Source organism: Microbacterium dextranolyticum, from assembly GCF_016907295.1.
GTDB classification, from domain to species: Bacteria; Actinomycetota; Actinomycetes; order Actinomycetales; family Microbacteriaceae; genus Microbacterium; species Microbacterium dextranolyticum.
Genome location: NZ_JAFBBR010000001.1, coordinates 320,717 through 346,799, shown reverse-complemented (window position 1 = coordinate 346,799; position 26,083 = coordinate 320,717). Strand labels below are relative to the sequence as shown.

Sequence of the window (26,083 nt, the reverse complement as noted above, 5' to 3'; positions counted from 1 at the left end):
TCGGATCGTCACCCGCGAGGCGCATCACCGAGCGCGAGACCCGACGCACCCGCGCATAGTTCCCACACGAACACCGCGAGAAACCAACACCGACACGAGAAACACGTGCGGCCGTGGTTCCTCACCCCGAACGTGGTTTCTCGCGCGCGACGCCGCCCCCGCCCGCAGGCACCTGCGCGACGCCCCACACACACGAAAAACCACTCTCGTCGCGAGAAACGCCTGCGGGGGTGGTTTCTCGCGACGAAAGTGGTTTCTCGCGACGAAAGTGGTTTCTCGGCGGCCAGCAACGGCAGGCCGTGGCGATGCGTGACCGCGCGCGGCAACGACACAGCCCCGCATCAGGATGCCCGGCGGGCGGCCTACTCGTCGAGGAGCTCGGCCTGGATCACGTCGTCATCGGCAGCGGACGCGTCCGAGACATCCGCGGCCTCCGCGACGGTCTCCGGCGAGGCGCCCGCGCTCGTCAGCACGAGCGCGGACCCGTCCGCGGCGACGTCGACCTTCACGAGGTCGCCGTCGCGCACGCCGCCCGACAGCAACGCCATCGCGAGACGGTCCTGGATCTCGGACTGGATGAGGCGGCGCAGCGGCCGGGCGCCGAAGATCGGGTCGTAGCCGCGCTCGGCGAGCCAGGCCCGGGCATCCGGGGTCACCGCGAGCGTCAGGCGACGGTCGTGCAGGCGCCGCTGCAGCGCGTCGACCGAGAGCTCCACGATCTGCGCCAGGTCGTCCTGCGACAGCGCCTGGAACATCACGATGTCGTCGAGGCGGTTGAGGAACTCGGGGCGGAACGCCGTCCGCACGAGCGCCATGACCTGCTCGCGCTTCTCGGCGGGCGACAGGGTCGGGTCGATCAGGATCGGCGAGCCCAGGTTCGACGTCAGGATCAGGATCGTGTTCGTGAAGTCCACGGTCCGTCCCTGACCGTCGGTGAGACGTCCGTCGTCGAGCACCTGCAGGAGGATGTCGAAGACCTCGGGGTGCGCCTTCTCGACCTCGTCGAGGAGCACCACCGAGTACGGGCGCCGCCGCACGGCCTCGGTGAGCTGACCGCCCTGCTCATAGCCGACGTACCCCGGAGGGGCGCCGACGAGCCGGGCGACGGAGTGCTTCTCGCCGTACTCGCTCATGTCGATGCGCACCATCGCACGCTCGTCGTCGAAGAGGAACTCGGCGAGCGCCTTGGCGAGCTCGGTCTTGCCGACACCCGTCGGTCCGAGGAACAGGAACGACCCCGTCGGCCGGTTCGGGTCGCTGATGCCGGCGCGCGAGCGGCGCACGGCGTCGGAGACCGCCTTCACGGCATCCTTCTGCCCGATCAGTCGCTCGCCGAGTTCGGCTTCGAGATGCACGAGCTTCTCGCTCTCGCCCTGCAGCAGGCGCCCTACCGGGATGCCCGTCCAGGCGGCGATCACCGCGGCGATGTCGGCGTCGGTCACCTGATCGTTCACCATCCGCTCGCCCCCTTCGGCGGCCTCGGCGTTCTCGGCCTGCGCGACCTGACGCTCCAGCGCCGGGATCTCGGCGTAGTACAGGCGCGACGCCTTCTCGAGGTTGCCCTCGCGCTGCGCACGTTCGGCCTCGATGCGGGCCTGGTCGAGCCGCGTCTTGAGGTCGCCGACGGCGTTCAGCGACGCGCGCTCGCGCTCCCACCGGGCCTGCAGCTCGTCGAGGCGCTTCTGCTCGCCCCCGAGCGTGTCACGGAGCGTCGCGAGGCGCTCTTTCGACGCGGCATCCTTCTCGCGCTTGAGGGCGAGCTCTTCGAGCTTCAGCCGGTCGACGTGGCGGCGCAGCTCGTCGATCTCGAGCGGGGCCGAGTCGATCTCCATGCGCAGCCGCGATGCGGCCTCGTCGATCAGGTCGATCGCCTTGTCGGGCAGCTGGCGAGAGGGGATGTAGCGGTTCGAGAGGGATGCCGCGGCCACGAGCGCGCCGTCGGCGATGGCGACCTTGTGGTGCGCCTCGTAGCGTTCCTTGAGGCCGCGGAGGATCGCGATGGTGTCCTCGACGCTCGGCTCGCCGACGTACACCTGCTGGAAGCGGCGCTCGAGCGCGGCATCCTTCTCGATGAACTCGCGGTACTCGTCGAGGGTCGTCGCGCCGATCAGGCGCAGCTCGCCGCGCGCGAGCATGGGCTTGAGCATGTTGGATGCCGCGACGGAGCCTTCGCCGCCGCCCGCGCCCATCAGCACGTGCAGCTCGTCGATGAAGGTGATGATCTGCCCGTCGGACTCGGTGATCTCCTTGAGGACGCTCTTCAGGCGCTCCTCGAACTGACCGCGGTACATCGCGCCCGCGACGAGGGCGGAGATGTCGAGCGAGACGAGCTCCTTGTCCTTGAGCGACTCGGCCACGTCTCCGGCGACGATGCGCTGGGCGAGGCCCTCGACCACGGCGGTCTTGCCGACGCCGGGCTCGCCGATGAGGACGGGGTTGTTCTTCGTGCGGCGGGTGAGCACCTGGCTGACGCGGCGGATCTCGCTGTCGCGGCCGATGACGGGGTCGAGCTTGCCCTGGCGGGCACGGTCGGTGAGGTTGATCCCGAACTGTTCGAGCGCGCTCTGCTGCTCGTCCTGCCCGGGCTGGGGCTGTGCGTTCATTCGTTCTCCTCGAAATCTGCGATTCTCAAACTTGAGCCATCTGGGCTCAACTTTACCAAACAGCAATGCCTGCGGCAAGGGGCGGCCGACACGGGGCACGGACGATGGGCAGTACTCCCCATCGCGTCCCGCCGACCGCCCGCCTAAAGTGACGACGTGGCCGATCTCGTCGTCAATACGGACAACCTCCGAAACCTCGCGTCCCAGCTCGCGACCGTCCATGGCACCCTCACCGCCGCGGACGGGGATGCGCATGCCCTGTCGGGAATGATCCCGCATACCCGACTCGCCTCCGCCGTGGGCGAGTTCGCCTCGGGGTGGGATCGTCGCCGCAAAGACCTCGCGGATCGTGTGGACCAGCTCCAGAAGCGCGCCGATGGCGCGGCAGATGCCTTCGAGGGTGTCGACGGCCAGCTGGCGGACAAACTCCAGAACGGAAGCAACGGATGACCATGGCACCCATCGGCGGCGACGTCGCCGGCATTCGCGAGCACGCCTCGCGTTACCGCTCCACTGCGCGCGCCGTCTCGGACGCGGTCGAGATGCTGCAGGCGGTCATCGACGCCTCCGAGAGCGAGACGAGCGAGGCCGTCGACGCCCTGGCCGGCACCATCGGCGACACGAAGACGTTCCTCTCCCGCATCCGTGAACGCTACGAGGTCGCCGGTTCGGCTCTCACCACGTTCGCGAGTGAGCTCGAGCACGCGCAGCAGCAGGCGGAGTCCGCGATCCTCGCCCACGGCGCGGCCCAGCTGCGACACAGCTACGCCCAGCGCAATCTGACCGAGGCTCGCGAGGCCAGCCGGCAGACGGTCGACCCCGACGAGCTCGCCGAGGCGACGGATGCCGCGCGACGCTACTCGTCGATGAGCGCGACGGCCACGACCGACCTGGCGCAGGCGGAGTCCGCCTATGCCGCCGCCGTCGAACGGGTCCAACGCGCGGGTGACGCGGCGGCATCCACGATCTCGCAGACGGTGTCCAGCGATGAGCTCAACGACTCGGTGTGGGACAACGTCCTGGACTGGGTGCACCAGAACGCGGGATGGCTGAAGGTCGTCAAGGACATCCTGACGGTCGTCACGGCCATCGTCGGCGTCCTGTCGATCTTCTTCCCGGTGCTCGCCCCCATCGCCCTCGGGCTCGCCGTCGTATCCATGGGGCTCAGCTTCCTGCTGGCCTCCTCCGGCGACGGCTCGTGGTTCGACTTCGCTCTCGACGCGATCGGCGTGCTGACCTTCGGCGTCGGCACCGCCGCTCTGGCGGGGATCAAGCTCGGCACGGTCGCCCTACGCGGCGGGCGCGCCGCGACGCTCGCCGTGCGCAGCCCCGGCATGGTCTGGGGGAACGGCGCACGCCAGGTCGTCGGCAATCTGCTCGACCGCGGTCTCGTCGGTTCGCTCCGCCAGCCGATGCGGATGGTCGCCGAAGAGAGCGCGGGCGTGCTGCGCGCGCGGCCGAACTTCGCCCAGGTGGTCACGCACTGGGGTGACGACGCCATCAAGGGCATCCGCAAGTCGGACAGCATCATCATCTCCGAGTTCGACCAGATCGCCTCGCAGGCCCGACTCGGCGCCGGAGGGGCCATCGACGACCTCGTGACGAGCGGCGTCGACGGCCTGAAGGGTGTCGTCGGGACCATGGGAAAGATCGGCTCGGCCATCGACGGCTACAACATGGTCGGCATCGGCATCGGCCGCGGGAACGACTTCATCCACTGGGCGGAGGACCAGACGGGGGTACCTACCCCGCTGAGCACCCTCACGACCGGTCTCAACGAGGTGTACGGGGCCATTCCCGGCCTCTTCGAGGCGCCGATGGGGGCGGACTGGCGCAGTCCTTCCGCGCCATGAGGCTGACGCGTCAGGTCGCCCGGGAGGCGCGCTTCGGCGACGGCCTCTTCCTCGCGACGATTCTCTGGATCGTGTTCGGCGCGTTGCCGACGGTCGGACTGCTCGTCGGTCAGCTCGTCACCGGCGCCTTCGTGACGGAGGGGAGCGTGCCCGCTGGCTTCCCGGCGTTCGTGCCGCCGTGGTGGGCGGCGTACCCCATGACGCTGCTTCTCGCCGTGCTGGCGATCGGCTCACTGCCGTTGCCGCTGAAGGGCCCGCGGGCGACGACCCGCGGCACGTTCCTGACGGTACTCGTCTTCACCTTCAGCACCACGGTGTTCCTCGCCGCCGCCACCGCCGCCGCGGAGGCGCATCAGGGCCGCGCGAACTACTTCGGTGTCGACATCCTCGCCCTCCTCCAGTTCGCGCTCATCGTCGTGACGGTGGCGCGGATGCTGCTGGGTGCCCTGCGACTCGTGCCGCGCACCTGGCGGGAGTACATCGACGAGGACGGTACGGTGGTGCCGCCGAAGGAGATCGTGCGCCGCACGCCGCGACGACCCTGGGACTGGGTGACGCGTCGCCCTCCGCGCCAGTGAAGGACCCCGTGAACGACATCGCACCCCCGCGCTACCGGCTCGTCCTGCCGCCGGGCTTCCTGCTCATCCCCGTCGCGCGCTCGACCGACGACGAGGTCGCGGATCTCGTCCGCCGGCACTACCGCGATCTTCCTCGCGACAGCTACGGCCCGCAGATCGATCGCGCCGCGGCGCAGCTCGTCGCCTCGGCCCGCAGCGCGCGCGATGCGGGGGCGCTCGACCTCGTCGTTCCGATGGGTGTGGCGTGGCGTGCGCCCGTGTCGCTCACGATCGCGATCAGCACCGCGCCCGCTCCCTCGAGGAGCACCGCGCCCGCCGCCGACAGCGACGAGGAGGATCCGTCGCCCTCGGCGGCGCGGGAGACCGTCACCACGTCGGCCGGAGAGGCCGTGCGCGAGACGGTGAGGTTCACGCCCCCGGCGAGCGCCGACGAGATGGCGCCGCTCCTGCGCCTGCGCTTCGTCTGGCCGATCCCGGGCGGCGACGGTGAGCTACGGGCGATCTGCACGATCAGCGGGAAAGCGGATGCCGAGCTCGCTCCGATCGTCGACGGGCTCACTGAGCTCGGCGACCTGCTGCTGCGCACACTCCGGTGGGACTGAGAGGACTCCGATGGCGATCGAGATGGACTACGACCTCGACCGATGGGTCTACGTGCCGAACGTCTTCCCTTGGGAGTCGTTCGCCGACGAGACGCAGTGGGCGGATGCCGTCGCGCGCGCCTTCGGTGGGGAGGGACGCACCGCGGCGCCCGCCTCGCTGGTCGACTGGCTGCGCGCGTACCTGGTCGGCGCGGTGCGGAGCAATCGCTCGGGCACGATCCGCTTCGTGCACCTGCCGAACATCACGGCTCCGCACGCGATCGTCGATGTCTACGACCTGCCGCGCCGGGAGGATGTCGCCCTGACCGATCTCACCCACGAGGATCAGGGGCCGGCCATCCGCGAGCCCGAGGTCGTCGCCTTCGCCTCGGAGTCGCTGGGAGCGGGCACGAAGTCGACGCGGTGGGTACGCACCGAGGGCGACACGATCGTCCGCGCGACCAATTGGGTGTGGCGCACGCCCGAGCGCGACATCGTCGTCCTGACGGCCGGCTCGGACCTGCCGCTGGCGGAGGCTCTCGACCCCGTGGTCGACGAGCTCGCGCGCAGCATCCGCCTCGCCTGACCCCCGGGTCGCGACGCGCGCGGCGCCGGGTGCCGAATGCCCGGGGCCGAGCGACCCGCGGTCAGGAGGCGATCGCCTCCCGCTCCGCGGGTGCCGATTCGCGGGGTGCGCACGTGAAGCGCGCCCGATAGGCCGTCGGGGTGACCCCGAGCGTGCGCGCGAAGTTCTGCCGCAGCACCGCCGCGGAACCGAACCCGCAGTCGGCGGCGATGGCATCCAGCCCGAGCTCGGTGTGCTCGAGCAGCCGCTGCGCGTGGATGATGCGCTGACGCCCGAGCCACGCCGCAGGAGTCGTGCCGTAGTCGGCCTTGAACCGGCGGGCGAACGTGCGCGGCGACATGTGCGCGCGACTGGCGAGCTGGTCGACCGACAGGTCCAGGGTCAGGTTCTCGAGCATCCACTCGGTGACCGGCGCGAGCGACAGCGACGTCGACTCGGGCAGAGGCTTCGCGATGAACTGCGCCTGACCGCCGTCGCGCTGGGGCGCGACGACCATGCGCCGGGCGATGGTGTTGGTCATCTCGGCGCCGAGCTCGAGTCGCAGCAGGTGCAGACAGGCATCCAGCCCCGCCGCGGTGCCGGCACTGGTGATAATGCGCCCGTCCTGCACGTAGAGCACGTTCGGATCGACGTCGATCTCGGGGTACATCGCGGCCATCGTCTGGGCATACCGCCAGTGCGTCGTCGCTCGCCTGCCGTCGAGCACCCCCGCCGCCGCGACCACGAACGCGCCGCTGCACACCGTCAGCACCCAGGCACCCCGCTCCACCGCCCGGCGCACGACCTCGACGACGCGTGCGTCCACGCTCGACCACCGCTCACGCGGGATCGGCGTGACGACGACGAGGTCGGCCTCGTCGGCGAACGCGAGGTCGTCGTCGACGTTGATCGAGAAGCGCAGGTTGCTCGGCACGGCGCCCGGATCGGGCGTCACGACGCGAAAGTCGAAGGTCGGGATGCCATCGTCCGAGCGATCGAGACCGAAGGCCTCGCAGGCGAGTCCGAACTCGAAGGGGGCGAATCCGGACTGGACGACGCACGCGACGGTTCTCATGGCAGGAATCGTACTCCTTTGTGCAGTCCTGCCACTCGTGACCTTCTCAAAGCGCCCGTAGCTTTTCTGCCATGGTCATCTTCTTCATCATCGCCGCTCTCGTCGTCGTCGTGTCCGTCGGCGCGACCGTCCACGCCCTCGTCACGGACGGCTATCGCCCCGTCCGCACCGACCGCTCGAGACTCCCCTGAGGCATCCGCCCTTGCTCCTGCCCCTGGCGGCGCCGCGGCGCGCGCGCTCGCTCGCTCGCGTTTCAGAGGCGCCGAACCGCGGGTGGATGCCTCAACCACCCGCACAACGGCGCCTCCGGACGGGGGATGCCGGGCGCACAGCCGCTCCCGACGCGGCGCCCCTGGGGCCGTCGAGGCCGCGAGGTCAGCGGCGCGGCAGGGCCTCGACGGCGTCGAGCAGCACCTCGGCCGACCGGCTCCACGAGAATCGCGCGATGTGGGCCGTTCCCGCCGCGACCGTCGCGGCGTGAACGTCCGGGTCGTCGAGCGAGCGCACGGCCGCGGCGAAGGCCGGGGCATCCGTGCCCGGGGCGTACAGCGCACCGTCGCCCGCGACCTCGCGGAAGATCGGCATGTCGGTGACGACCGCGGGTACGCCGAGGGCGAGCGCCTCGGCGACGGGAAGACCGTAGCCCTCGTCGAGCGATGCCGTGACGAGCACGGCCCGATCGGCGAGAAGAGCCGCGTACTCGGCATCCGTCACGCCGCCATGGAAGACGACGGATGCCCCGCGCGGCTCGATCAGCGCCTCGAGCTCTGCCTGGCGCTCCGGGCTGATGCGCGAGAGCAGGTGCAGCGTGCGGCCGGGGAGGGCGGCGGCGGCGCGCAGCAACGTCTCGACGTTCTTGTAGCCCATGAAGGACCCCATGTAGACGAGGTTCTCGGCACCCGGCACGACCTCGGTGCCCTCGGGCAGCAGGTCCGACAGCCGCTGGGGCGCATTGGGCACGACCACGACCGGCCTCTTCGTCAGTCGCACGCGGGCGAACTCGGCAGCGCTCGTGTCGCTGACGGTCGCGACTGCATCGGCGGCGTTCAGCGTCAGCCGCTGGGGCACGTACGACAGGTGGAACAGCCGCCACCCCAGGCGCACGTACCAGGGCAGGTCGCGCGGCGGCGTGCGGTGGCGGTAGTAGATCGTGTCGTGCAGGGTCAGGATGAGCCCGAACCGCCGCCCGAGCGCTCCGATCGTCTGCATGGGCGAGAACAGGGCATCCGGTCGGCGGCGATTCAGGCGCAGCGCCGCGAACGGCTCGGCGACCGACGTCGGGGCCTGAAAGCGCAGCACCTTCGCTCCCTCGGGCAGAAAGGCCCGCTGCGCCTCGTCGTGGATCAGGAAAACGACCTCGACGCCGCGCGCCGGCGCCGCCGCGGCGACGGCGGCGGCCAGCTCGGCGGAGTAGCGGCTGATGCCGTCGTGGAAGTCGGTGCGGATGTACCGCGCGTCGAAGAGCAGGCGCATGGATGCCGCTCAGCTCAGCGGTTCGCCGCGATACAGCTTCTCGAACGTGTCGAGCGTCTTCTCGATGTCGTGGATCTCGACGCCGTCGAGCGAGGCCTGCTGCATGCGCAGGTACTCCTCCGGCGAGGCGGTGAGCACGCGCCGCAACTTGTCGGCGAGGTCGTCGACGTCACCCGGCTCGAAGAGGTAGCCGTTGACGCCATCCTGCACGAGGTGCGGCAGCGCGACGGCGTTCGCGGCGACGATCGGCAGGCCGGATGCCATGGCCTCCATCGTGGCGATCGACTGCAACTCGGCGATCGAGGCGATCGCGAAGACGTCCGCGGTGCCGTACGACGCGCGCAGCTGCTGCTCGTCGACGCGCCCGTGGAACGTGACGCGGTCCGAGACGCCGAGGCGCTGCGCCGTCTGCTCGAGGTTGCGGCGCTGATCCCCGCCGCCAACGATGTCGAACGTGATGTTCGGCAGTTCGGGTGCGAGCTTCGCGATCGCGGCAAGGGTGACCTCGACGTGCTTCTCGGTGGTGAGGCGGCCCACGAACAGCACCCGGTGATGCTCGCGCGGCGTCAGGTCGGGCGTGTAGTTGCGCTTGTCGATGCCGCAGCTGATCGGGATGACGCCCGTGATGTCGATCGTGTCCTCGAGGAACTCGGCGGCCTTCCGGGTCGGCGTCGTGACGGCGCGCGACATGTCGAAGGTGCGCTTCGCGTCGTCCCACGCGAGCTTCACGACGATCTTGTCGAGCACGGGAGGCAGGGTCGTGAAGTCGATGATGTTCTCGGCCATCACGTGGTTCGTCGCGATGACGGGGATGCCGCGCTGGTGCGCGATGCGGGTGAGGCCCCGGCCGATCACGATGTGCGACTGGCTGTGCACGACGTCGGGCTGCACGGCATCCAGCACCTTGCGCGCATAGTGCTTGCTGCGCCACGGCCATACGAAACGCAGCCAGTCGTGTGGAGGCCAGCGCACGCCGGGCAGGCGATGCACCGTGATGTCTTGACCCTCGATGTTCTCGGTGAACACGCCGTGGTTGCGGTGGCCGACGCTGGGGGTCACGACGTGCACGTGGTGGCCGCGGCCGGCGAGACCTGCGGCCAGGCGCTCGGCGAAGCGGGCGGCGCCGTTGACGTCGGGCGCGAAGGTGTCGGCGGCGATGACGATCGTGAGGGGCTCGCGGGTCGCGCGGGGCTCGCCCTCCGGATGCGCGGGAGGTATCGCGGTGGGAGTCACGGGTGGTGGTTGCTTACTCTCTGCGGCATCGCCGACGGGTGCGCCGGCGGTGCCCGTCAGCTTACCCGAGGGCACCCGGCAACCCGCTGAGACGCCCCGGCCCGCGGCAACCCCCGCGAAACCTCCCGTGTGTCACGCAACACGCCGCGAAAGCGTACAGAGGTGAGGTGTCGCGGGGCCCGGCGGGGCGAGAGGCGGGCGCTTACCCTGGAGGCATGATGCGCTTGCAGGCCGACGCCGACCCCGCCCGCTGGGTTCCCGTCACCGACTCGTTCGGGTTCGGCGGGCGCCGCGCGCGCAAGCGAGCGATTCGGATGCTGCTGTCGCAGGCGAATGCGGCGATGGGCGCCGCCGAGCGGCCGGGCGGACGAATCGCCGCCTGGGCGATGAGCCAGGCCGCTCCGGCACTGCTGCGTCGGGCGGACGGCCGTGTGCTGGTCTGGGTCTGGAAGCCCGAGCCGGAGCTGGTCGTCGTCATGGCGCAGGTGCAGCCGCTGACGCCGCAGCTGCGGGCCGCTCGCGCGATGATGCCGATGGAGTACGACGACACGGAGTCCTTCCGCGGCACCTACCTCGGCGTGGGCGAGAAACTCGTCATGCCGACCCCGCCCGCACGCGAGGGCGCCGTGCCGCCGCCGTTCGCGACGTACACGTGGGACGACGGCTCTCACCTCGTCACGGTGACCGCCGTCGGCGGCGACCGCGAGCGGTTCGGCACCGTGATCGGCGCCGTGGACGACCTCGCCCGCTCGCTTCGGATCGCGGGTGACCTCACGGTGGGCGAGGGCGGCCCCGTCCTGCGCATCGATCCCTCCTGAGCGCGCCCAGGTGTCGCCCGGTTCCCGGCAGTGCCAGGATGACCCCGTGAGCCCGAACACCGACACCGCCGCGACCACCGCCGATGCGCTCGCGCACGGGCGCACGATCCGCCGGGCCGTGCCCCGGCGCTCGCTCGGCGAGCTCGTCACCACCGGCCGCGATCCCCTCGGGATCCTCGACGACCAGAACGCGACGCGTCTGGCCGACCTGGTGCCGTTGCGCGTCGAGCGCATGTCGGCGAGCCCGTTCGCCTTCTACCGCGGCACGGCCGCGCTCATGGCGGCCGATCTCGCGGCGGGCCCCACCTCGGGCATCCAGGTCGCCTCGTGCGGCGACGCGCACGTCGCGAACTTCGGGTTCTACGCCTCTCCTCAGCGCACTCTCGTCTTCGATCTGAACGACTTCGACGAATCCGCGTGGGCGCCGTGGGAGTGGGACGTGAAGCGGCTCGTGGCGAGCATGGTGATCGCCGGCCAGGCCACCGCACGCGACGACGCGGTGGTCGCCGATGCCGCGCGGGCGACTGTCCGCGCGTACACCACCGCGCTGCGCGAGGCGCGCGAGGCGACCCCCCCGCGCGGTACTACCAGCACTTCGACGCCGAAGGCGGGCTGCACTCGTCGAGCAAGGGCGCGCGACGAGTGCTGCGCGCGGCGATCGCCGACGCCGAGAAGCGCACGTCCGACCGGGCGGCCCGAAAGCTCATCGCACCGGATGCCTCCGGTCGCCCGCGGTTCGTCGAGGCACCCCCGACCACGGTCCACCTCGACGCCGAGCTCGAGGCGACTCTCACCGCCGGGCTCGAAGAGTACCTGGAGACGACGAATGCGGACATCCGCCTGCTGCTGCGTCACTACACGATCGCCGACACGGCACGCCGGGTCGTGGGCGTCGGCAGCGTCGGGACGCGCTGTTTCGTGACGGCGCTCGTCGACGGCGACGGCGACACCCTGCTCATGCAGACCAAGGAGGCCGGCCGCAGCGTCCTCGCCGGGTACGGCGCGCGCCCGCAACCAGCCGAGGTCGAGGCGTACGTCGCCGGCAGCGGCGAGGGGGGCCGGGTCGTCGCCATGCAGCGCATCCTGCAGGGCGTGTCCGACCCGTGCCTCGGGCATTTCTCGGCCGGCGGGCACGACTACTACGTCCGCCAGTTCCGCGACATGAAGGGCGGCATCGATGCCGAGACGCTCGACGATGCGTCGTTCGTCCTCTACGGGCAGGCATGCGCCACGGTGCTCGCGCGGGCGCACGGCCAGTCGCCGACGGCCGCGGAGGTCGTCGGCTACATCGGCACGGGCGCCGCCGTCGCCGACGCGATCGTCGAGTGGTCGTACGCCTACGCCGAGCTCTCGCGCCGCGACTACGACGCGTTCGTCGCCCGCGGGCGCTGACCGGCCGCACGGCAGCCGCCGTCAGAGATCGACGGCACCCGCGCCGCGCCCTCGGTCCTACGGCGACTTTCGGTCGTCGGCTGAGCCGGGCGCCACACGACGACGTCGGTGGCACGGCGCACGCGCGTGCCCTGGCGCAGCGTCACGACCGAGCCGGACGCGCCAGCGGCGAAGATGCGCGAGCGACGCTCCACCTCGTCGCGCAACTGCTGCTCGAGCTCGGCGACACGGCGCCGCAGCACGCGTGCCTCGTTCTCCATCTCGATGAGGCGCGCAATCGCGGGCAGGTTCATGCCCTCCGCCGACAGTGCCGCGACTTCGCGCAGCTGCTTGACGTGCCGCAGCGAGTAGCGACGGGAGCCGCCCTGCGTGCGCCCGGGCGTGACGAGGCCCAGCCGGTCGTACTGCCGCAGCGTCTGCGGATGCATTCCGGCGAGCTCGGCCGCGACCGCGATCGCGAAGATCGGCTCCTCGTCGTCGGGGATCTCGTCCGTCGCCATGGCTACTCCCGGGCCTTCGCCATGAGCTCTGCGCGCGGGTTTTCCTTCGGCTCGAGCTCGTGGAAGCGTTCGAGCGCCTCCTTCGCCTCGTCGTCGAGGTGCGTCGGCACCGCCACCTGCACTTCGGCGAGCAGATCACCGGTGCCCTTCGACGACTGCACTCCGCGGCCCTTGACCCGCAGCACGCGCCCCGACGGGGTGCCGGGCGCGACCCGCAGCTTCACGGGGTCGCCGCCGAGCGTCGGCACCTCGATGGTGGCGCCGAGCGCAGCCTCGGTGAAGGTGACCGGCACCGTGAGGCGCAGGTTCAGGCCGTCACGCGTGAACACGGGATGCGGCCGCACACTGACCTGCACGACGATGTCACCCGGCTCGCCGCCGTCGGGCGAGGGGCGCCCCCGACCGCGCAGGCGGATCTTCTGTCCGTCGGCGACGCCGGCGGGGATCTTCACCTTGAACGGCTTGCCGTCTTCGCCGGCGAGGCTGATCGTCTCACCCTTGACCGCGGTCTGGAAGTCGAGGGTCGTCCGCGCCGTGACGTCCGCGCCGCGCTGCGGCCCGCCGTAGCCGCGGAAGCCGCCCGACGACTGACCGAACCGGCCCGAGCCGAACCCGCCGCTCTGCTGCCCGAACATCGAGAACAGGTCGTCGAAGTCGGCCTGCTGGTACGACCCGCGGGTGCCGCCGCCGAAGCGGCTGAAGACATCCTCGAACCCGCCCGCGCCACCGGCACCGGGCGCCTGGAAGCGGGCGCCGCCCGACCCCATCGCACGGATCTGGTCGTACTCCTCGCGCTGATTCTTGTCGGAGAGCACCGAGTAGGCCTCGCTGATCTCCTTGAACTTCGCCTCGGCGGCCGCATCACCCTGGTTGGAATCGGGGTGGTACTTGCGCGCCAGCTTGCGATACGCCTTCTTCAGATCGGCGTCCGAGATGTCCTTGGACACCCCCAGCACCTTGTAGAAATCTTTGTCGAACCAGTCCTGACTGGCCATACGGGTCCTCTCCGACTACTCGGCCGGGACGGCGACGACGACCTTCGCGGGGCGAAGCTCGAGCGAGCCGAGTCGGTAGCCGACCTCCACGACCTCCAGGATCGTGGGAGTCTCCACACCCGGAGTGGGAGCCTGGAAGATCGCCTCGTGCTGCTGCGGGTCGAACGCCTCGCCGGCCGCGCCGTAGGTCTCCACTCCCAGGCGGGACACGACGCCGCGGAGCTTGTCCGCGATGACCGACAGCGCCGAGCCCTCGGCCAGATCGCCGTGCTTCTCGGCGCGGTCCAGGTCATCGAGCACGGGCAGCAGGCCCTTGGCCACCGAGCCCTTGGCGCGGTCGATCTCGACCTGGCGCTGCTCCTCGGTGCGCCGGCGGTAGTTGGCGTACTCCGCCTGCACCCGCTTGAGGTCCAGCAGCAGATCCTTGTCCTCATCGGATGCCTCGGCGATGGCAGCGTCGTCGGTCTGCTCGGCGCCCAGGATGTCGTCGACCGTCAGGGAGTCCTCCTGCGAGTCGGGGCCGGATGCCGTGGCATCCGACCCCTCGTCACCGGGGACCTCGTTCTCGAAGTCCTTGGTCATGATCCGCTTTCTTACTTCTTCTCGTCCTCGTCGTCGACGACCTCGGCGTCGATGACATCCTCTTCGGGGTTCGGCACCTCGCCGGCACCGGGGTCGGTCGCCGACGGGTCGGCGCTCTGGCCCTCGGCCTGCGACGCGGCGTAGATGGCCTCGCCGAGCTGCGACTGCGACGCGTTCAGCTTGTCGAAGGCCGTCTTCACGGCATCCTCGTCTTCACCGGCCAGCGCGGACTTCAGCGCGTCGACGTCGGCCTGGACGGAGTCCTTGACCTCGGCCGGCAGCTTGTCCTCGTTGTCCTTGATGAGCTTCTCGATCGAGTACGAGAGCGTCTCGGCCTGGTTGCGCACCTCTGCCGACTCGCGACGCTTCTTGTCCTCGGCGGCGTGCTCCTCAGCCTCGCGCACCATGCGGTCGATGTCCTCCTTCGGGAGGCTCGAGCCGCCCGTGATCGTCATCGACTGCTCCTTGCCGGTGCCCTTGTCCTTCGCGGACACGTGCACGATGCCGTTCGCGTCGATGTCGAACGTGACCTCGACCTGCGGGATGCCCCGGGGAGCCGGCGCGATGCCGGTCAGCTCGAAGGTGCCGAGCGGCTTGTTGTCACGCGTGAACTCGCGCTCACCCTGGAACACCTGGATCGCGACCGACGGCTGGTTGTCGTCGGCGGTCGTGAACGTCTCGCTGCGCTTGGTCGGGATGGCGGTGTTGCGCTCGATGAGCTTCGTCATGATGCCACCCTTGGTCTCGATACCGAGGCTCAGGGGGGTGACGTCGATCAGCAGCACGTCCTTGCGCTCGCCCTTGAGGACACCGGCCTGCAGGGCGGCACCCACGGCGACGACCTCATCGGGGTTGACGCCCTTGTTGGGCTCCTTGCCGCCGGTGAGCTGCTTGACGAGTTCGGTGACCTGCGGCATGCGGGTCGAGCCGCCGACGAGGACCACGTGGTCGATGTCGGCGACCTTGATGCCCGCCTCGGCGACGACGTCGTTGAACGGCTTCTTCGTGCGGTCGAGCAGATCCTTCGTGAGGTCCTCGAACTTCGCGCGCGTGATCGTCTCCGACAGCGACACGGGGCCCGAGTCGGTGAGCGACAGGTACGGCAGGTTGATCGAGGTGCTCGTCGATGACGAGAGTTCCTTCTTCGCCTGCTCCGCGGCCTCCTTGAGGCGCTGCAGCGCGATCTTGTCGCCTGAGACGTCGACGCCGGTCGTGTCCTTGAACTGCTTGATCAGGTAGTCGACGAGGCGCTGGTCCCAGTCGTCGCCGCCGAGGCGGTTGTCACCGGCGGTGGCGCGCACCTGGATGGTGGAGAAGTCGTCGTCCTTGCCCACTTCGAGCAGAGAGACGTCGAACGTGCCACCACCGAGGTCGAAGACGAGGATGAGCTCGTCCTCCTTGCCCTTGTCGAGGCCGTAGGCCAGGGCCGCCGCGGTGGGCTCGTTGATGATGCGCAGCACGTTGAGGCCGGCGATCTCCCCGGCATCCTTCGTGGCCTGACGCTCGGCGTCGTTGAAGTACGCCGGCACCGTGATGACCGCATCCGTGACGCTGTCGCCCAGGTACTGCTCGGCGTCACGCTTGAGCTTCTGGAGGATGCGCGCCGAGATCTCCTGCGGCGTGTACTGCTTGCCGTCGATCGGCTGCGTCTTCCAGTCGGTGCCCATGTGGCGCTTGACGGAGGAGATCGTGCGGTCGACGTTGGTCACAGCCTGGCGCTTGGCGGTCTCGCCGACGAGCACCTCGCCGTCCTTCGTGAACGCGACGACCGAGGGGGTCGTGCGGAAGCCTTCGGCGTTGGTGATGACCTTCGGCTCGCCGCCCTCGAGGACGGAGACGACCGAGTTCGTCGTCCCGAGGTCGATACCCACTGCACGTGCCATGTGTGTTTCTCCTTGTTCGTGGCTGATGAGGAAAGCTGAGGGTTGAGTCGTAGAGGCTCAACTTGTGACGGATGCCACGTTACCGACCCTCGATGCGCATGTCAAGTGAAGTTGATATGGATCGGCTCAACTTTTCTCACACACGCCGCCCCGCCCTCCCCCACTTTTCCTCCCCCCGCGCTCACGCGGCCCACATTCGGGCGCGCCCGACGGCTCGGAGGCGTCAATGCGCGGGTGAACCCTTCGGGTACCCGCGGATCGACGCCTCCGACCGGCGCGGGTCAGGCGATCGCCCGCCCCTCCCGGTGCGCGGCGATCGAGAACAGGGGGTTCTGCCAGTCGCTGCGGCCGTCGACGGCGAGCTGGGCGAGGGCTTCGCCCCACACCGGCGAGAACTTGAAGCCGTTGCCGCTCATGCCCGTAGCGATCACGATCGCCCCGTCGGCGATCGTGTCGACGATCGGCAGGCGCGCCGCCGTCTGCGAGTCGGGATGCACCGACCAGCGCACCGGGTCGGGCACGAGGTCGGGGATGATCCTCTGCGCCTGCTCGCCGATCCAGCGCAGCTGCTCGGGGGTGAGCTCGGTGAACCGGTCGACGTAGTCGCCGACCTCGGGCAGGATCACGTGCGGGCAGATCTTGATGCTGAAACCGTCGAGGGTGGCACTCCGAACGCGTGCACGTCGCCGAGGTCGCGCATGAACCCGGGGAAGCGGTCGGGCGTGAACCACTCGATGTGCCGGGGCACGAGCCAGGTGAGACCGTACGAGGCGACCGTCACCAGGTCGGTGAGCTCGGGCACGAGCCGCGTCGTCCACGACCCGGTCGTGACGATCACCCGGTCGGCGACCACCTCACCGCGCGGTGTGGCGATCCGCACACCGTCGCCCGTCGGCTCGATCCGCTGCACCTCGACCCCGCTCCACACCTGTGCGCCGAGACGCTCGGCCGCTTCGATTCCCGAGAGCACGGATGCCTCGGGCCGCGATCCCCCGCCGAGCGGGTCGAGGATGCCGAGGTCGTCGTCCTCGATGGCGAACTGCGGGAACCGCGAGCGGAGCGCCGCGGCATCCAGCACCTCGGCCTGGAGGTCGAATTCGTCGATCGCCTGCAGCGTCTTGGCGATGTCGGGGTGGTCCGACGGGGCGAGACTCAGGGCGCCGGCTTCGAGCAGCAGGCGCCGCCCGCTCTCGGCTTCGAGCTGGTGCCACAGCTCTCGCGAGCGCAGCAGCGCGGGGGTGAAGAAGCGCCCCTCTTTCGCGGCGACGCGGAACAGGCGCGACTCCCCCGTGTACGACCCTGCCGCGTGCAGCGGCCCGTACTGCTCGATCCCGAGCGCCGTCTTGCCCGTACCCTTCAGCGCGAGCGCGGTACGCCAGAGCGCCATGGCCCCGATGCTCCCGAGCCCGACGAAGACGACATCCACTCTGGTCTGCGACATTCCCTGTCCTTTTCTTCTTCGTGCCCGTCCGGTCCTCGCCGCTCAGGCGAGCGCCGGGGTCTCCCACAGGTTGAGGCTCACGCCGATGCCCTGTGCCACCGCGCGGCGGTAGAGCACGGTGCCCCAAGCGACGTCCTCGACGGGCATGCCCCCGACCGAGAGAATCGAGATCTCCTCGTCGTCGCGGCGCCCGGGAACCACCCCCGCGGCGATCGCCCCGAGGTCCTCGAGGTCCGCGGCATCCATGCGCCCCTCGGCGATCAGGTCCATGAACTTGCAGCCGATGACGGGCACGTGGTGGTGCGCGGGCGAGGGCAGTTCGTCGGCCCATGCCTCGTAGAGGCCGATGTTGTCGGCGATCTTGCGCACGCCAGGTCCCTCCATCGCCTCGTCGATGTCGGCGCTGGCCGGCATGCTGAGGAACGCGCCGGGCTTCACCCACTCGCGCTTCACGAGCGGGTAGGTCGACGGGTCGCCGGTCTCGCCCGACGTGCAGAAGGTCACGATGTCGCTGCCGCGCACGACCTCCTCGATCGTGTCGACATCGATGATCTCGAGGTGCGGGTGCTCGGCGAGTGCCCAGGCCCGGAACGCGTCGACGCTCGCCGCCGAGCGCCCCTTGACCTTGACGGTGCGGATGCCGGGGCGCACCGCGAGGAAGGCGGCGAGCGAGGTGCGCGCCATGACTCCCGGACCGAGGATGCCGACGACCTCGGCATCCTCGCGGGCGAGGTGTCGCGCACCGACGCCGGGGATCGCTCCCGTGCGGTACGCTGACAGGAGATTGGCCGACATGAAGGCCAGCGGCGCCCCCGTATCGGTGTCGTTGAGCGTGAACATGAGGATCGAGCGGGGCAGACCCTTCTCGCGGTTGGCGATGTTCGAGCCGTACCACTTGCATCCGCTCGTGCCGAACGAGCCGCCCAGGTAGGCGGGCATCGCCATGAATCGCCGGTCGGCCGTCGGCTTCGGCATAGCGGGGAACGGCGACTCGTCGGGGAAGACGACCATGGCGCCATGCGAGTCGTTGTTGGACCCTGCCATCCGATAGTCGCCGGCGTGCAGAAGGGTCAGCATCTCCTCCATCGTGTCGACGCACGCGGCCATGTCGGTGACTCCGGCCCGGATCATGTCGGGCTCGGACAGGTACAGGAAGTCGATCTGCGGTGCGGTGCTCATACGGGTTCTCCGATGCGGGTCGGGCCGAGAGGTCGGGTCGGCGGATCGACCCCGGGCGAATCGCAGGATCTTTACCTCTACAGCGGTAGAGCAAAAATGACATCCGGATCGTCGCCGCGCAACGCCGCAGAGCGCTTCGCGCGGAGATTTTTCATGGGCGTTACATCACGAAACGCCCCCGGTACACGCGGGGGCGTTTCGTGACGACGGTGTGTCAGCGCGCGGCGGCGAGGAGTGAGCCGATGAGTCCGTTCAGACGTTCGGCCGTGGCCGTCTCGGGCATCAGCACCGCCGAGGCCTGCACCCCGTTGGCGGTCGCCAGAAGGTGGTCGACGTAGGCGCGGCAATGGAGCCCCGGGGCGAGCTCCCCGGCATCCTGCATCTCCCCGAGGAGGATCTCGAACTCGCGCTCCCACTGGCCGACGAGCTCGCGGTACAACGTTCGCATTTCGCGGTCGTGCGCGGCGTACTCGAGGAACGGGATCACGATCCGCGACTCCAGCAGTCGCTCCTCGTCGAGCGGGAAGAGCTCGGCGAGGAACGCACGAAGAGCATCCGCGCCGCGCAGCCCCTGCGCTCGCGCGTCCGCGTAGCGGCGGCTCGTGACGTCGAACACGTGCCGGAACGCCGACGCGAGGATCGCCCGCTTGTTGGGGAAGTACCCGGCCAGTGCCCCGTTGGCCATCCCGAGCTCCGCGGCGAGGCCGCGCATGGTCGTGGCCTCCATGCCGTCTCGGGCGATGACGCGCCACGTCGCCTGCACGATCTCGGCGCGGCGGGCGTCATGGTCGACGATCTTCGGCACGACCGGTCATCCTCGTCTCGTGTGCTCGCGCGAGGATCAGTCCCGGCGCGGGCGCCGCTCGTCGCGGTCGCCGTAGCCGCCGCGGTCCCGATCGCCGTAGCCGCGCTCGGGGCGCTTCGCGGAGCGCTGGAAGCGATCGGGCTTGATCTCGATCAGCCGGCCCGAGATGCGCGTGTTCTCCAGGCGCTGCAGCGTCTCGCGCGACAGGTCGGCGGGCAGCTCGACCAGCGAGAAGTCGGGGCGGATCTGGATCGCGCCGAAGTCCTCGCGGCGGAAGCCGCCCTCGTTCGCGAGGGCTCCGACGATCTGACGCGGCTCGACCTTGTGCCGACGCCCCACCTCGATGCGGTAGGTCGCCGTCGGGCCCGACCCCCGGCGCTCGCGGCGGGGGCGATCCCCCGAGCCGCTGCCCACATCCCCACGGTCGCGATCGCGCTCGAACCGGTCGCGGTCGCGGCGTGCGGGCTCGTCGGCCGCGGCATCCAACAGCAACGGCGTCTCGCCCTGCGCGACGACGGCGAGAGCCGCCGCCACATCGGCTTCGGGCACGTCGTGGTGCGTGACGTAGTGGTTGATGATGTCGCGGAATCGGTCGATCCGCTCCGTGTCGGCGAGGGCGGTGGTGATCGCATCGTCGAAACGGGTCAGTCGCGTCGCGTTGACGTCCTCGGCGGTCGGCAGCGACATCTCGGTGAGCGGCTGGCGCGTCGCCTTTTCGATAGATGCCAGCATGCGCCGCTCGCGCGGGGTGACGAAGCTGATCGCGTCGCCCGTGCGTCCGGCCCGCCCCGTGCGGCCGATGCGATGGACGTAGGACTCGGTGTCGATCGGCAGGTCGAAGTTCACCACGTGGCTGATGCGCTCGACATCCAGACCGCGCGCGGCGACGTCGGTGGCGACGAGGATGTCGAGTTTGCCGTCCTTGAGCTGGTTGACGGTCCGCTCACGCTGGGCCTGGGCAACGTCGCCGTTGATCGCCGCTGCCGCGTAGCCGCGGGCACGCAGCTTCTCGGCGAGGGTCTCCGTCTCGTTCTTCGTGCGCGTGAAGACGATCATGCCCTCGAAGTTCTCGACCTCGAGGATGCGGGTGAGGGCATCCACCTTCTGCGGGTACGACACGATCAGGTAGCGCTGTGCGATGTTGGTCGCGGTGGAGGTCTTCGCCTTGACGTTGATCTCTTCGGCATCCTTCAGATACGTGCCGGCGAGGCGGCGGATCTGCGGGGGCATCGTGGCGGAGAAAAGGGCGACCTGCTTGCCCTCGGGGGTGTCGGCGAGGATCGTCTCGACGTCTTCGGCGAAGCCCATCTTGAGCATCTCGTCGGCCTCGTCGAGCACGAGGAAGCGCAGCTCGGAGAGATCGAGGGTGCCCTTGTCGAGGTGGTCCATGATGCGGCCGGGCGTTCCGACGACGACGTGGACGCCGCGGCGGAGCGCGGACAGCTGCTGGCCGTAGCCCTGGCCGCCGTAGACGGGCAGCACGTGCACGCCCTTCAGACGCGCGGCGTACGACTCGAAGGCCTCGCACACCTGCAGGGCGAGCTCGCGCGTCGGGGCGAGCACGAGCGCCTGCGGCGTCTTCTGCGACAGATCCAGCTGCGACAGGATCGGCAGCGCGAACGCCGCGGTCTTACCGGTGCCGGTCTGGGCGGTGCCGAGGACGTCGCGGCCCGACAGCAGCGGCGGGATCGTCGCGGCCTGAATTGCGGACGGCGTCTCGTAGCCGACGTCGCGCACGGCGCGGAGCACCGCGTCGTCGAGGCCGAGATCGGCGAACGTGAGGGTGGGGGTCGCCGGCGCCTCGTCGGGCGCATTCTCGATGGTCATCCCCCCACGGTACTGGGAGAGTGCTGAGCGAACCCGGTACGCGCCGCTCCGATCCGGCGCACCGAGGGCGGTGGGGGTTTCGGGCGAGAGCTTCGCGCCGAGATTCCGCAGCCTGTCGTCGTCGGCTGTACGGCGACCGTCGATCTCCTGCTCCACCATCTCAGCGGTTCGGTGCGCGCACGGCCGCTCGGTGTTGAGTGGCCGTCTGGCGAGTGATGGTTCGCAACTCGGCGGCCATGTGGGAGTGATCCGAGTACCCGTTCGCAGCGGCGATGGCGGCGAGGGATTCGGTGGGTGACTCGCGGGCGTGCTGCAGGGTGCGTTGCAGGCGGGAGCGACGGATGATCCTGCCGACCGACATGCCGATGTCGTCGTGGGCGATGCGTTGGGCCGTGCGTGGGGAGATGTGCAGTGCTTCTGCGGTCTCTCCGAGGGTCGTGACGTTCGGATCGTTCTCGATCAGCGCGAGGAGGCGGTTCGCCCTGATCGCTGAGTCGCCGGGCGGCGGTACCCGCTGAACGATCCACGCCGACAGTGCGGCGACGGTGGCATCCACGGCGGCGTCGAAGTCCTCGATGCGGTGGAACACCTGGGCGACCTCGGCAATGAGATCAGCCGCGACGATGATCCGGGTGGCGTCGGGAATCACGGTCTGGCCGCCCAGGAGAGCGGCAGTGGCGGCGGGTTGCAGGTTCGCCGCGACCACCCATCCGCTGCCTTTCAGTATGGTGGCGACAGTGCTGGCGCTCGGCCCGGAAAGCGTGACGTCGGTTGGCTCGACGGCAAGGTTGGCTGCGGCGAAGGGCAACAGCGTCTGTTCGGACGTAACGCCGTGAGGCAGATGCCAGGATGCGGCCCAGAACCAGCGCACTCTCTCCGCAAGCAGCGCATCTGGCATTCTCCGAGTGAACTGCGGCAGGAGGTGCGGGTAGAGGACTCCCCGACTCGCATGGCGGGCCAGCATGTCCTCGTCGTGCTGGCGCGAATCTTCTAGGCGTCGCTCCATCCATCCATGATCCTTGACACATGACTGACGTGATGGCTTCTGGACGCTTCGATATCGACATCGCCCCGGCGGACGCGCTGCTTGCCGGCACCGGCCGGTTCGACTTCACGAAGAGATGGACCGGCGGAATCGAGGGCACCTCGGCTGGCGTCATGCTCTCGGCCGGCGACCCGGCGAGCGGAACAGCGGGATACGTCGCGATCGAGGTGTTCGAAGGCTCCATCGATGGTCGGACGGGGACGATCGCGTTCCAGCAGCTCGGCTCGATGGCCGATGGTGCGGAGGCCCTGCGGTACGAGGTCATCCCGGGGTCGGGCACCGGGGACTTGACCACCGTGACCGGCGAGTTGGTCCTCGATGCCGCGCATGGCGATCACACGGTGATGGTGCGGCTCCGTCTCACTTGATCGCCCCGGTTCAGCTGCGAGAGCTCCCCCGAAAGGGGATGACCGGTGCGCGACGCTCCGGCGCGGCGCACCGATCGTTCACCGAGACCGCTTACCGTGACGAGCATGTCGCTCCCCGATCATCCCGCCCCCGATGCCGTGGCCGCCGCTCAGGAGCGCGATGCGGGCTCCGCGGGTCCCCGATCGCGCCGTCGCGTCTTCGCCTGGGCGCTGTGGGACTGGGCGACGCAGCCGTTCAACTCGGTGCTGCTGACCTTCGTCTGGGTGCCGAGCTTTCTCGTCTCGCCGTTCTTCCTCGATCCGGCGGTCGCCCGCAGCGGCATCGTCGACGGCAAGGCGATCGACTGCGACACGGCCGCCAACACCGCGACGGAGTACTGCCGGTCGCTCGGATCGCTGGATGCGAGCCTCGGCTGGGGGATCACGATCGCGGGGCTGCTGATCGCCCTGATCGCGCCCGTGGTCGGGCAGCGAGCGGATGCCCTGGGTCGCCGCAAGCTCATGCTCGGGGTCTTCACGGGCGCACTCATCGCCTGCCAGCTCGCGATGGCCTTCGTGCCGGGCATCCCCGCGATGTTCTGGTTCGGCGTGGCGATGATCTCGCTCGGCACGGTCGTCAGCGAGATCGCGGGCGCGAACTACAACGCGCTGCTCGTGTCGGTGTCGACGCCGATGACCGTGGGCCGCGTGTCGGGCCTCGGCTGGGGGTTCGGCTATCTCGGCGGGATCATCGCGCTCACGATCGTCGTCGGGCTCATCCTCGCGGGCGTGCTCGACGGAACGCAGTCGATCACCTTCCAGCTCGTCGCTGCCGGAGCGACGGTGTGGACCCTCGTCTTCTCCATCCCGATCTTCCTGCGGGTGCCCGAGCCGCCCGCGGGCACGGGCTCGCGCGACGTCGGCTTCTTCGCCGGCTACGCCGAGGTCGTCCGCTCGATCCGGCGACTGTGGCACGACGCCCGCCCGACGCTCTGGTTCCTGCTGGCATCCGCCGTCTACCGCGACGGCCTCGCGGCGGTCTTCACGTTCGGCACCGTCATCGCGGGGCGGGTGTTCGGCTTCGGATTCACCGACCTCGTGGTCTTCGGCATCGCCCTGAACCTCGTCGCCGGCGTCTCGACCATCTTCGCGGGGCGGCTCGACGACCGCTTCGGTCCCAAACGGGTGATTCTCGTCGCGATCGGCGGGATCGTGCTGTGCTGCCTCGCGGTCTTCTTCGCGGCGGGCGCGGGCAAGGGCCTGTTCTGGGTCGTCGGGATCGTCCTGGCCGTCTTCGTCGGGCCGGCGCAGTCGGCGTCGCGGTCGTTCCTCGCGCGCGTGACCCCCGCCGGCACCGAGGGCGAGGTCTTCGGCCTGTACGCGACCACGGGGCGCGCCGCGAGCTGGATGGCCTCGCTGCTGTGGGGCGTGTTCATCGCCCTCGCGGCCAACCAGACGCTCTACGGCATTCTGGGGATCGCGCTCGTGCTCGCCGTCGGGTTCGTGATGCTCGTCTTCGTCACGGCACCGCCGCGGACCGCGCCCGACGCGTCACACTGACCGCGAGCGGCCCGCCGCGAGAGTCGCCCATCAGCCCGCCGGAGCCCGCCGGAGCCCGCCGGAGCCCGCCGGAGCGCGAGGTCAGCGGGGCGACGACCGTCGCGGCCGCAGCCACGACGGCATCCGAACGCCCTGCTCGTTACCGGATTCGACGTCGAGCCCGTAGTGCTCGCCGACGTATTCGACCAGGTGCGCACGTTCGGCACGGTCGTAGACGCGGCGCTCGCGTCGGAATGCGATGACGGTCGCCCAGCAGATGAGCAGCATCACGACGCTGAACGGCAGCGCGATCGTGATCGCCGCCGTCTGCAGCGCGGTGAGGCCGCCCGCCAGCAGCAGCGCCACCGCCAGCACCGAGGTCGCGACAGTGAAGAACACGCGGATCCACCGGCGGGGCTCGGCGTCGCCGCCCGTGGCGAGCATGCCCATGACGAGCGCGCCGGAGTCGGCGGAGGTGACGAAGAAGATCGCGATGAGGATGATCGCGCCGATCGTCAGCACCTGACCGGCCGGCAGATGGGTGAAGAGCTGGAACAGCGCACCCTGCAGATTGACCCCACCGTCGGGCGTGAGCATCGATCCGGGCTGCTGCAGCTCTTGATACAGCGCCGACCCGCCCAGCACGGCGAACCAGAGGATGCCCACGAGCGTCGGAACGATCAGCACGCCGAGCACGAACTCGCGCACCGTGCGTCCCTTGCTCACCCGCGCGATGAAGATCCCGACGAAGGGCGCCCACGAGATCCACCAGCCCCAGTAGAACGAGGTCCACGCCGCCTGCCACTGCTCGCCGGCCTCGCCCTGGAAGGCGCTCACGGTGAAGCTCAGCCCGATGTAGTTCTGCAGATACGAGCCGATGGACTGCACCCACTCCCGCAGCAGGTAGACGGTCTGACCGGCGAACAGGACGAAGACCAGCAGGAGGCCTGCGAGAAGAAGATTGAACGTCGAGAGCCACTTCATGCCGCGGGCGACACCCGAGAGCACCGATGCCAGCACGAACACGGTGATCACACCGATGATGAGGATCTGCGTGAACGTGTCGGGCGCGCCGAACCCGGCGGCATCCAACCCCGCCCCGATCTGCAGAACGCCGAGCCCGAGCGAGGTCGCGACACCGAAGATCGTGCCGACGAGGGCGAGGGCGTCGATCACGTTGCCCCAGACGCCGCGCACGCGCTTTCCGAGCAACGGCTCGAGTGCCCAACGGATGGAGATGGGCCGGCGCCGACGGTGGATCGCGTAAGCGAGTGCGACGCCGACGACGACGTAGATGGCCCACGCTTGCACACCCCAGTGCAGATAGGTCTGGATGAGGGCGTTCTGGGCGAGCTGCGCGTCGGTGCCCGTGACGCCCGGTCGCGGGTTCACGAAGTGGCTGAGGGGCTCGCTGACACCGTAGAAGACGAGACCGATGCCCATCCCCGCGGCGAACAGCAGCGAGAACCACGCGCCCAGCGAGAACTCCGGGTCGTCGTCGTCCTTGCCGAGCTTGATGTCGCCGAAGCGGCTGAAGCCGAGAACGAGGGCGAACGCGACGAAGAACGCGGCGATGAGCACGTAGTACCAGCTGAACGTGCTGACGATGGCGGCCTGCAACTCCGCGAAGGTCTCTTCGGCGACAGCCGGGAAGATCATCGCGAACCCCGCGATGACCACCACCACCACGGCGGCGGGCCAGAAGACCCAGGGAGAGATGCCCCGAGGGGCGAGCGGATCGGCGGCCGGCTGGATCTCGGTCATCGCCC

At 69.7% G+C, this 26,083-nt stretch carries 20 protein-coding genes and 3 pseudogenes; 9 read left to right on the top strand and 14 right to left on the bottom strand.

The genetic code is table 11. The annotated features are described in order from the left end of the window. Positions 1 to 362 precede the first annotated feature (362 nt). Complete coding sequence (locus JOE64_RS01500) at positions 363 to 2,603, bottom strand: ATP-dependent Clp protease ATP-binding subunit (protein ID WP_204962581.1); 2,241 nt, start codon at positions 2,601 to 2,603, stop codon at positions 363 to 365. Between the two features lie 156 nt (positions 2,604 to 2,759). Between JOE64_RS01500 and JOE64_RS01495 the strand changes: the two genes are divergently transcribed. The 5 genes from JOE64_RS01495 to JOE64_RS01475 are packed head-to-tail and all read left to right on the top strand — an operon-like array spanning position 2,760 to position 6,201. After that, a complete protein-coding gene (locus JOE64_RS01495; protein ID WP_204962580.1) occupies positions 2,760 to 3,053 on the top strand; it encodes a hypothetical protein in 294 nt (97 codons plus the stop codon). Then, positions 3,050 to 4,456 carry a hypothetical protein gene (locus tag JOE64_RS01490; RefSeq protein ID WP_204962579.1) on the top strand — a complete coding sequence of 469 codons (1,407 nt, stop codon included), beginning with the start codon at positions 3,050 to 3,052 and terminating at the stop codon, positions 4,454 to 4,456. The genes JOE64_RS01495 and JOE64_RS01490 overlap by 4 nt, the downstream gene beginning before the upstream one ends. Beyond that, entirely contained in the window at positions 4,453 to 5,034 is a 582-nt protein-coding gene (locus JOE64_RS01485) for a hypothetical protein (protein ID WP_204962578.1), read from the top strand. Before JOE64_RS01490 ends, JOE64_RS01485 begins: the two co-directional genes overlap by 4 nt. Before the next feature lie 8 nt (positions 5,035 to 5,042). Further along, complete coding sequence (locus JOE64_RS01480; RefSeq protein ID WP_204962577.1) at positions 5,043 to 5,636, top strand: hypothetical protein; 594 nt, start codon at positions 5,043 to 5,045, stop codon at positions 5,634 to 5,636. 10 nt (positions 5,637 to 5,646) lie between these two features. Next, a complete protein-coding gene (locus tag JOE64_RS01475; RefSeq protein ID WP_204962576.1) occupies positions 5,647 to 6,201 on the top strand; it encodes a hypothetical protein in 555 nt (184 codons plus the stop codon). A gap of 61 nt (positions 6,202 to 6,262) precedes the next feature. Here JOE64_RS01475 and JOE64_RS01470 read toward each other — a convergent pair whose 3' ends face one another. From JOE64_RS01470 to JOE64_RS01460, 3 genes are all read right to left on the bottom strand, one after another. Then, the gene (locus tag JOE64_RS01470; RefSeq protein WP_204962575.1) at positions 6,263 to 7,255 is read right to left on the bottom strand and encodes a GlxA family transcriptional regulator; all 993 of its coding nucleotides are present in this window, start codon (positions 7,253 to 7,255) and stop codon (positions 6,263 to 6,265) included. 375 nt (positions 7,256 to 7,630) lie between these two features. Next, the gene (locus JOE64_RS01465) at positions 7,631 to 8,728 is read right to left on the bottom strand and encodes a glycosyltransferase (RefSeq protein ID WP_204962574.1); all 1,098 of its coding nucleotides are present in this window, start codon (positions 8,726 to 8,728) and stop codon (positions 7,631 to 7,633) included. A 9-nt stretch (positions 8,729 to 8,737) separates the two neighbouring features. Next, on the bottom strand, positions 8,738 to 9,961 hold the full coding sequence (locus tag JOE64_RS01460) for a glycosyltransferase (RefSeq protein WP_271202414.1): 1,224 nt from the start codon (positions 9,959 to 9,961) through the stop codon (positions 8,738 to 8,740). A gap of 215 nt (positions 9,962 to 10,176) precedes the next feature. On the opposite strand from JOE64_RS01460, the gene JOE64_RS01455 reads away from it, so the two are divergent. Together JOE64_RS01455 and JOE64_RS14865 are read left to right on the top strand one after the other, a co-directional pair. Beyond that, positions 10,177 to 10,779: a hypothetical protein gene (locus tag JOE64_RS01455; RefSeq protein ID WP_204962573.1), complete on the top strand. Its 603-nt coding sequence runs from the start codon at positions 10,177 to 10,179 to the stop codon at positions 10,777 to 10,779. A 232-nt stretch (positions 10,780 to 11,011) separates the two neighbouring features. Continuing rightward, positions 11,012 to 12,171, top strand: a pseudogene (locus JOE64_RS14865) (DUF2252 domain-containing protein). A 77-nt stretch (positions 12,172 to 12,248) separates the two neighbouring features. On the opposite strand, the pseudogene JOE64_RS01445 reads toward JOE64_RS14865, so the two are convergent. The 9 genes and pseudogenes from JOE64_RS01445 to JOE64_RS01405 all read right to left on the bottom strand — a co-directional run. Then, a pseudogene (locus JOE64_RS01445) lies at positions 12,249 to 12,671 on the bottom strand (heat shock protein transcriptional repressor HspR); the annotation flags it as partial. A gap of 2 nt (positions 12,672 to 12,673) precedes the next feature. After that, on the bottom strand, positions 12,674 to 13,666 hold the full coding sequence (locus JOE64_RS01440) for a DnaJ C-terminal domain-containing protein (protein ID WP_204962571.1): 993 nt from the start codon (positions 13,664 to 13,666) through the stop codon (positions 12,674 to 12,676). 15 nt (positions 13,667 to 13,681) lie between these two features. Next, entirely contained in the window at positions 13,682 to 14,251 is a 570-nt protein-coding gene (locus JOE64_RS01435) for a nucleotide exchange factor GrpE (RefSeq protein WP_271202428.1), read from the bottom strand. Positions 14,252 to 14,259: 8 nt separating this feature from the next. Continuing rightward, positions 14,260 to 16,131 carry a molecular chaperone DnaK gene (gene dnaK / locus JOE64_RS01430; protein ID WP_204962569.1) on the bottom strand — a complete coding sequence of 624 codons (1,872 nt, stop codon included), beginning with the start codon at positions 16,129 to 16,131 and terminating at the stop codon, positions 14,260 to 14,262. A gap of 281 nt (positions 16,132 to 16,412) precedes the next feature. Further along, positions 16,413 to 17,518, bottom strand: a pseudogene (locus JOE64_RS01425) (FAD-dependent oxidoreductase). Between the two features lie 96 nt (positions 17,519 to 17,614). Further along, entirely contained in the window at positions 17,615 to 18,751 is a 1,137-nt protein-coding gene (locus JOE64_RS01420; RefSeq protein ID WP_204962568.1) for an ornithine cyclodeaminase family protein, read from the bottom strand. Positions 18,752 to 18,965: 214 nt separating this feature from the next. Further along, entirely contained in the window at positions 18,966 to 19,556 is a 591-nt protein-coding gene (locus JOE64_RS14740; protein WP_204962567.1) for a TetR/AcrR family transcriptional regulator, read from the bottom strand. 36 nt (positions 19,557 to 19,592) lie between these two features. Continuing rightward, positions 19,593 to 21,383 carry a DEAD/DEAH box helicase gene (locus JOE64_RS01410; protein ID WP_204962566.1) on the bottom strand — a complete coding sequence of 597 codons (1,791 nt, stop codon included), beginning with the start codon at positions 21,381 to 21,383 and terminating at the stop codon, positions 19,593 to 19,595. A 160-nt stretch (positions 21,384 to 21,543) separates the two neighbouring features. Next, on the bottom strand, positions 21,544 to 22,281 hold the full coding sequence (locus JOE64_RS01405) for a helix-turn-helix domain-containing protein (RefSeq protein WP_204962565.1): 738 nt from the start codon (positions 22,279 to 22,281) through the stop codon (positions 21,544 to 21,546). A 128-nt stretch (positions 22,282 to 22,409) separates the two neighbouring features. Here JOE64_RS01405 and JOE64_RS01400 point away from each other — a divergent pair, with 128 nt between their 5' ends. Both JOE64_RS01400 and JOE64_RS01395 read left to right on the top strand, forming a co-directional pair. Further along, positions 22,410 to 22,796 carry a DUF3224 domain-containing protein gene (locus tag JOE64_RS01400; RefSeq protein WP_204962564.1) on the top strand — a complete coding sequence of 129 codons (387 nt, stop codon included), beginning with the start codon at positions 22,410 to 22,412 and terminating at the stop codon, positions 22,794 to 22,796. A 105-nt stretch (positions 22,797 to 22,901) separates the two neighbouring features. Beyond that, the gene (locus JOE64_RS01395; protein WP_204962563.1) at positions 22,902 to 24,335 is read left to right on the top strand and encodes an MFS transporter; all 1,434 of its coding nucleotides are present in this window, start codon (positions 22,902 to 22,904) and stop codon (positions 24,333 to 24,335) included. An 81-nt stretch (positions 24,336 to 24,416) separates the two neighbouring features. Here JOE64_RS01395 and JOE64_RS01390 read toward each other — a convergent pair whose 3' ends face one another. Next, positions 24,417 to 26,078, bottom strand: coding sequence for a BCCT family transporter (locus tag JOE64_RS01390; protein WP_204962562.1), 1,662 nt, complete (start codon positions 26,076 to 26,078; stop codon positions 24,417 to 24,419). Positions 26,079 to 26,083: the final 5 nt, after the last annotated feature.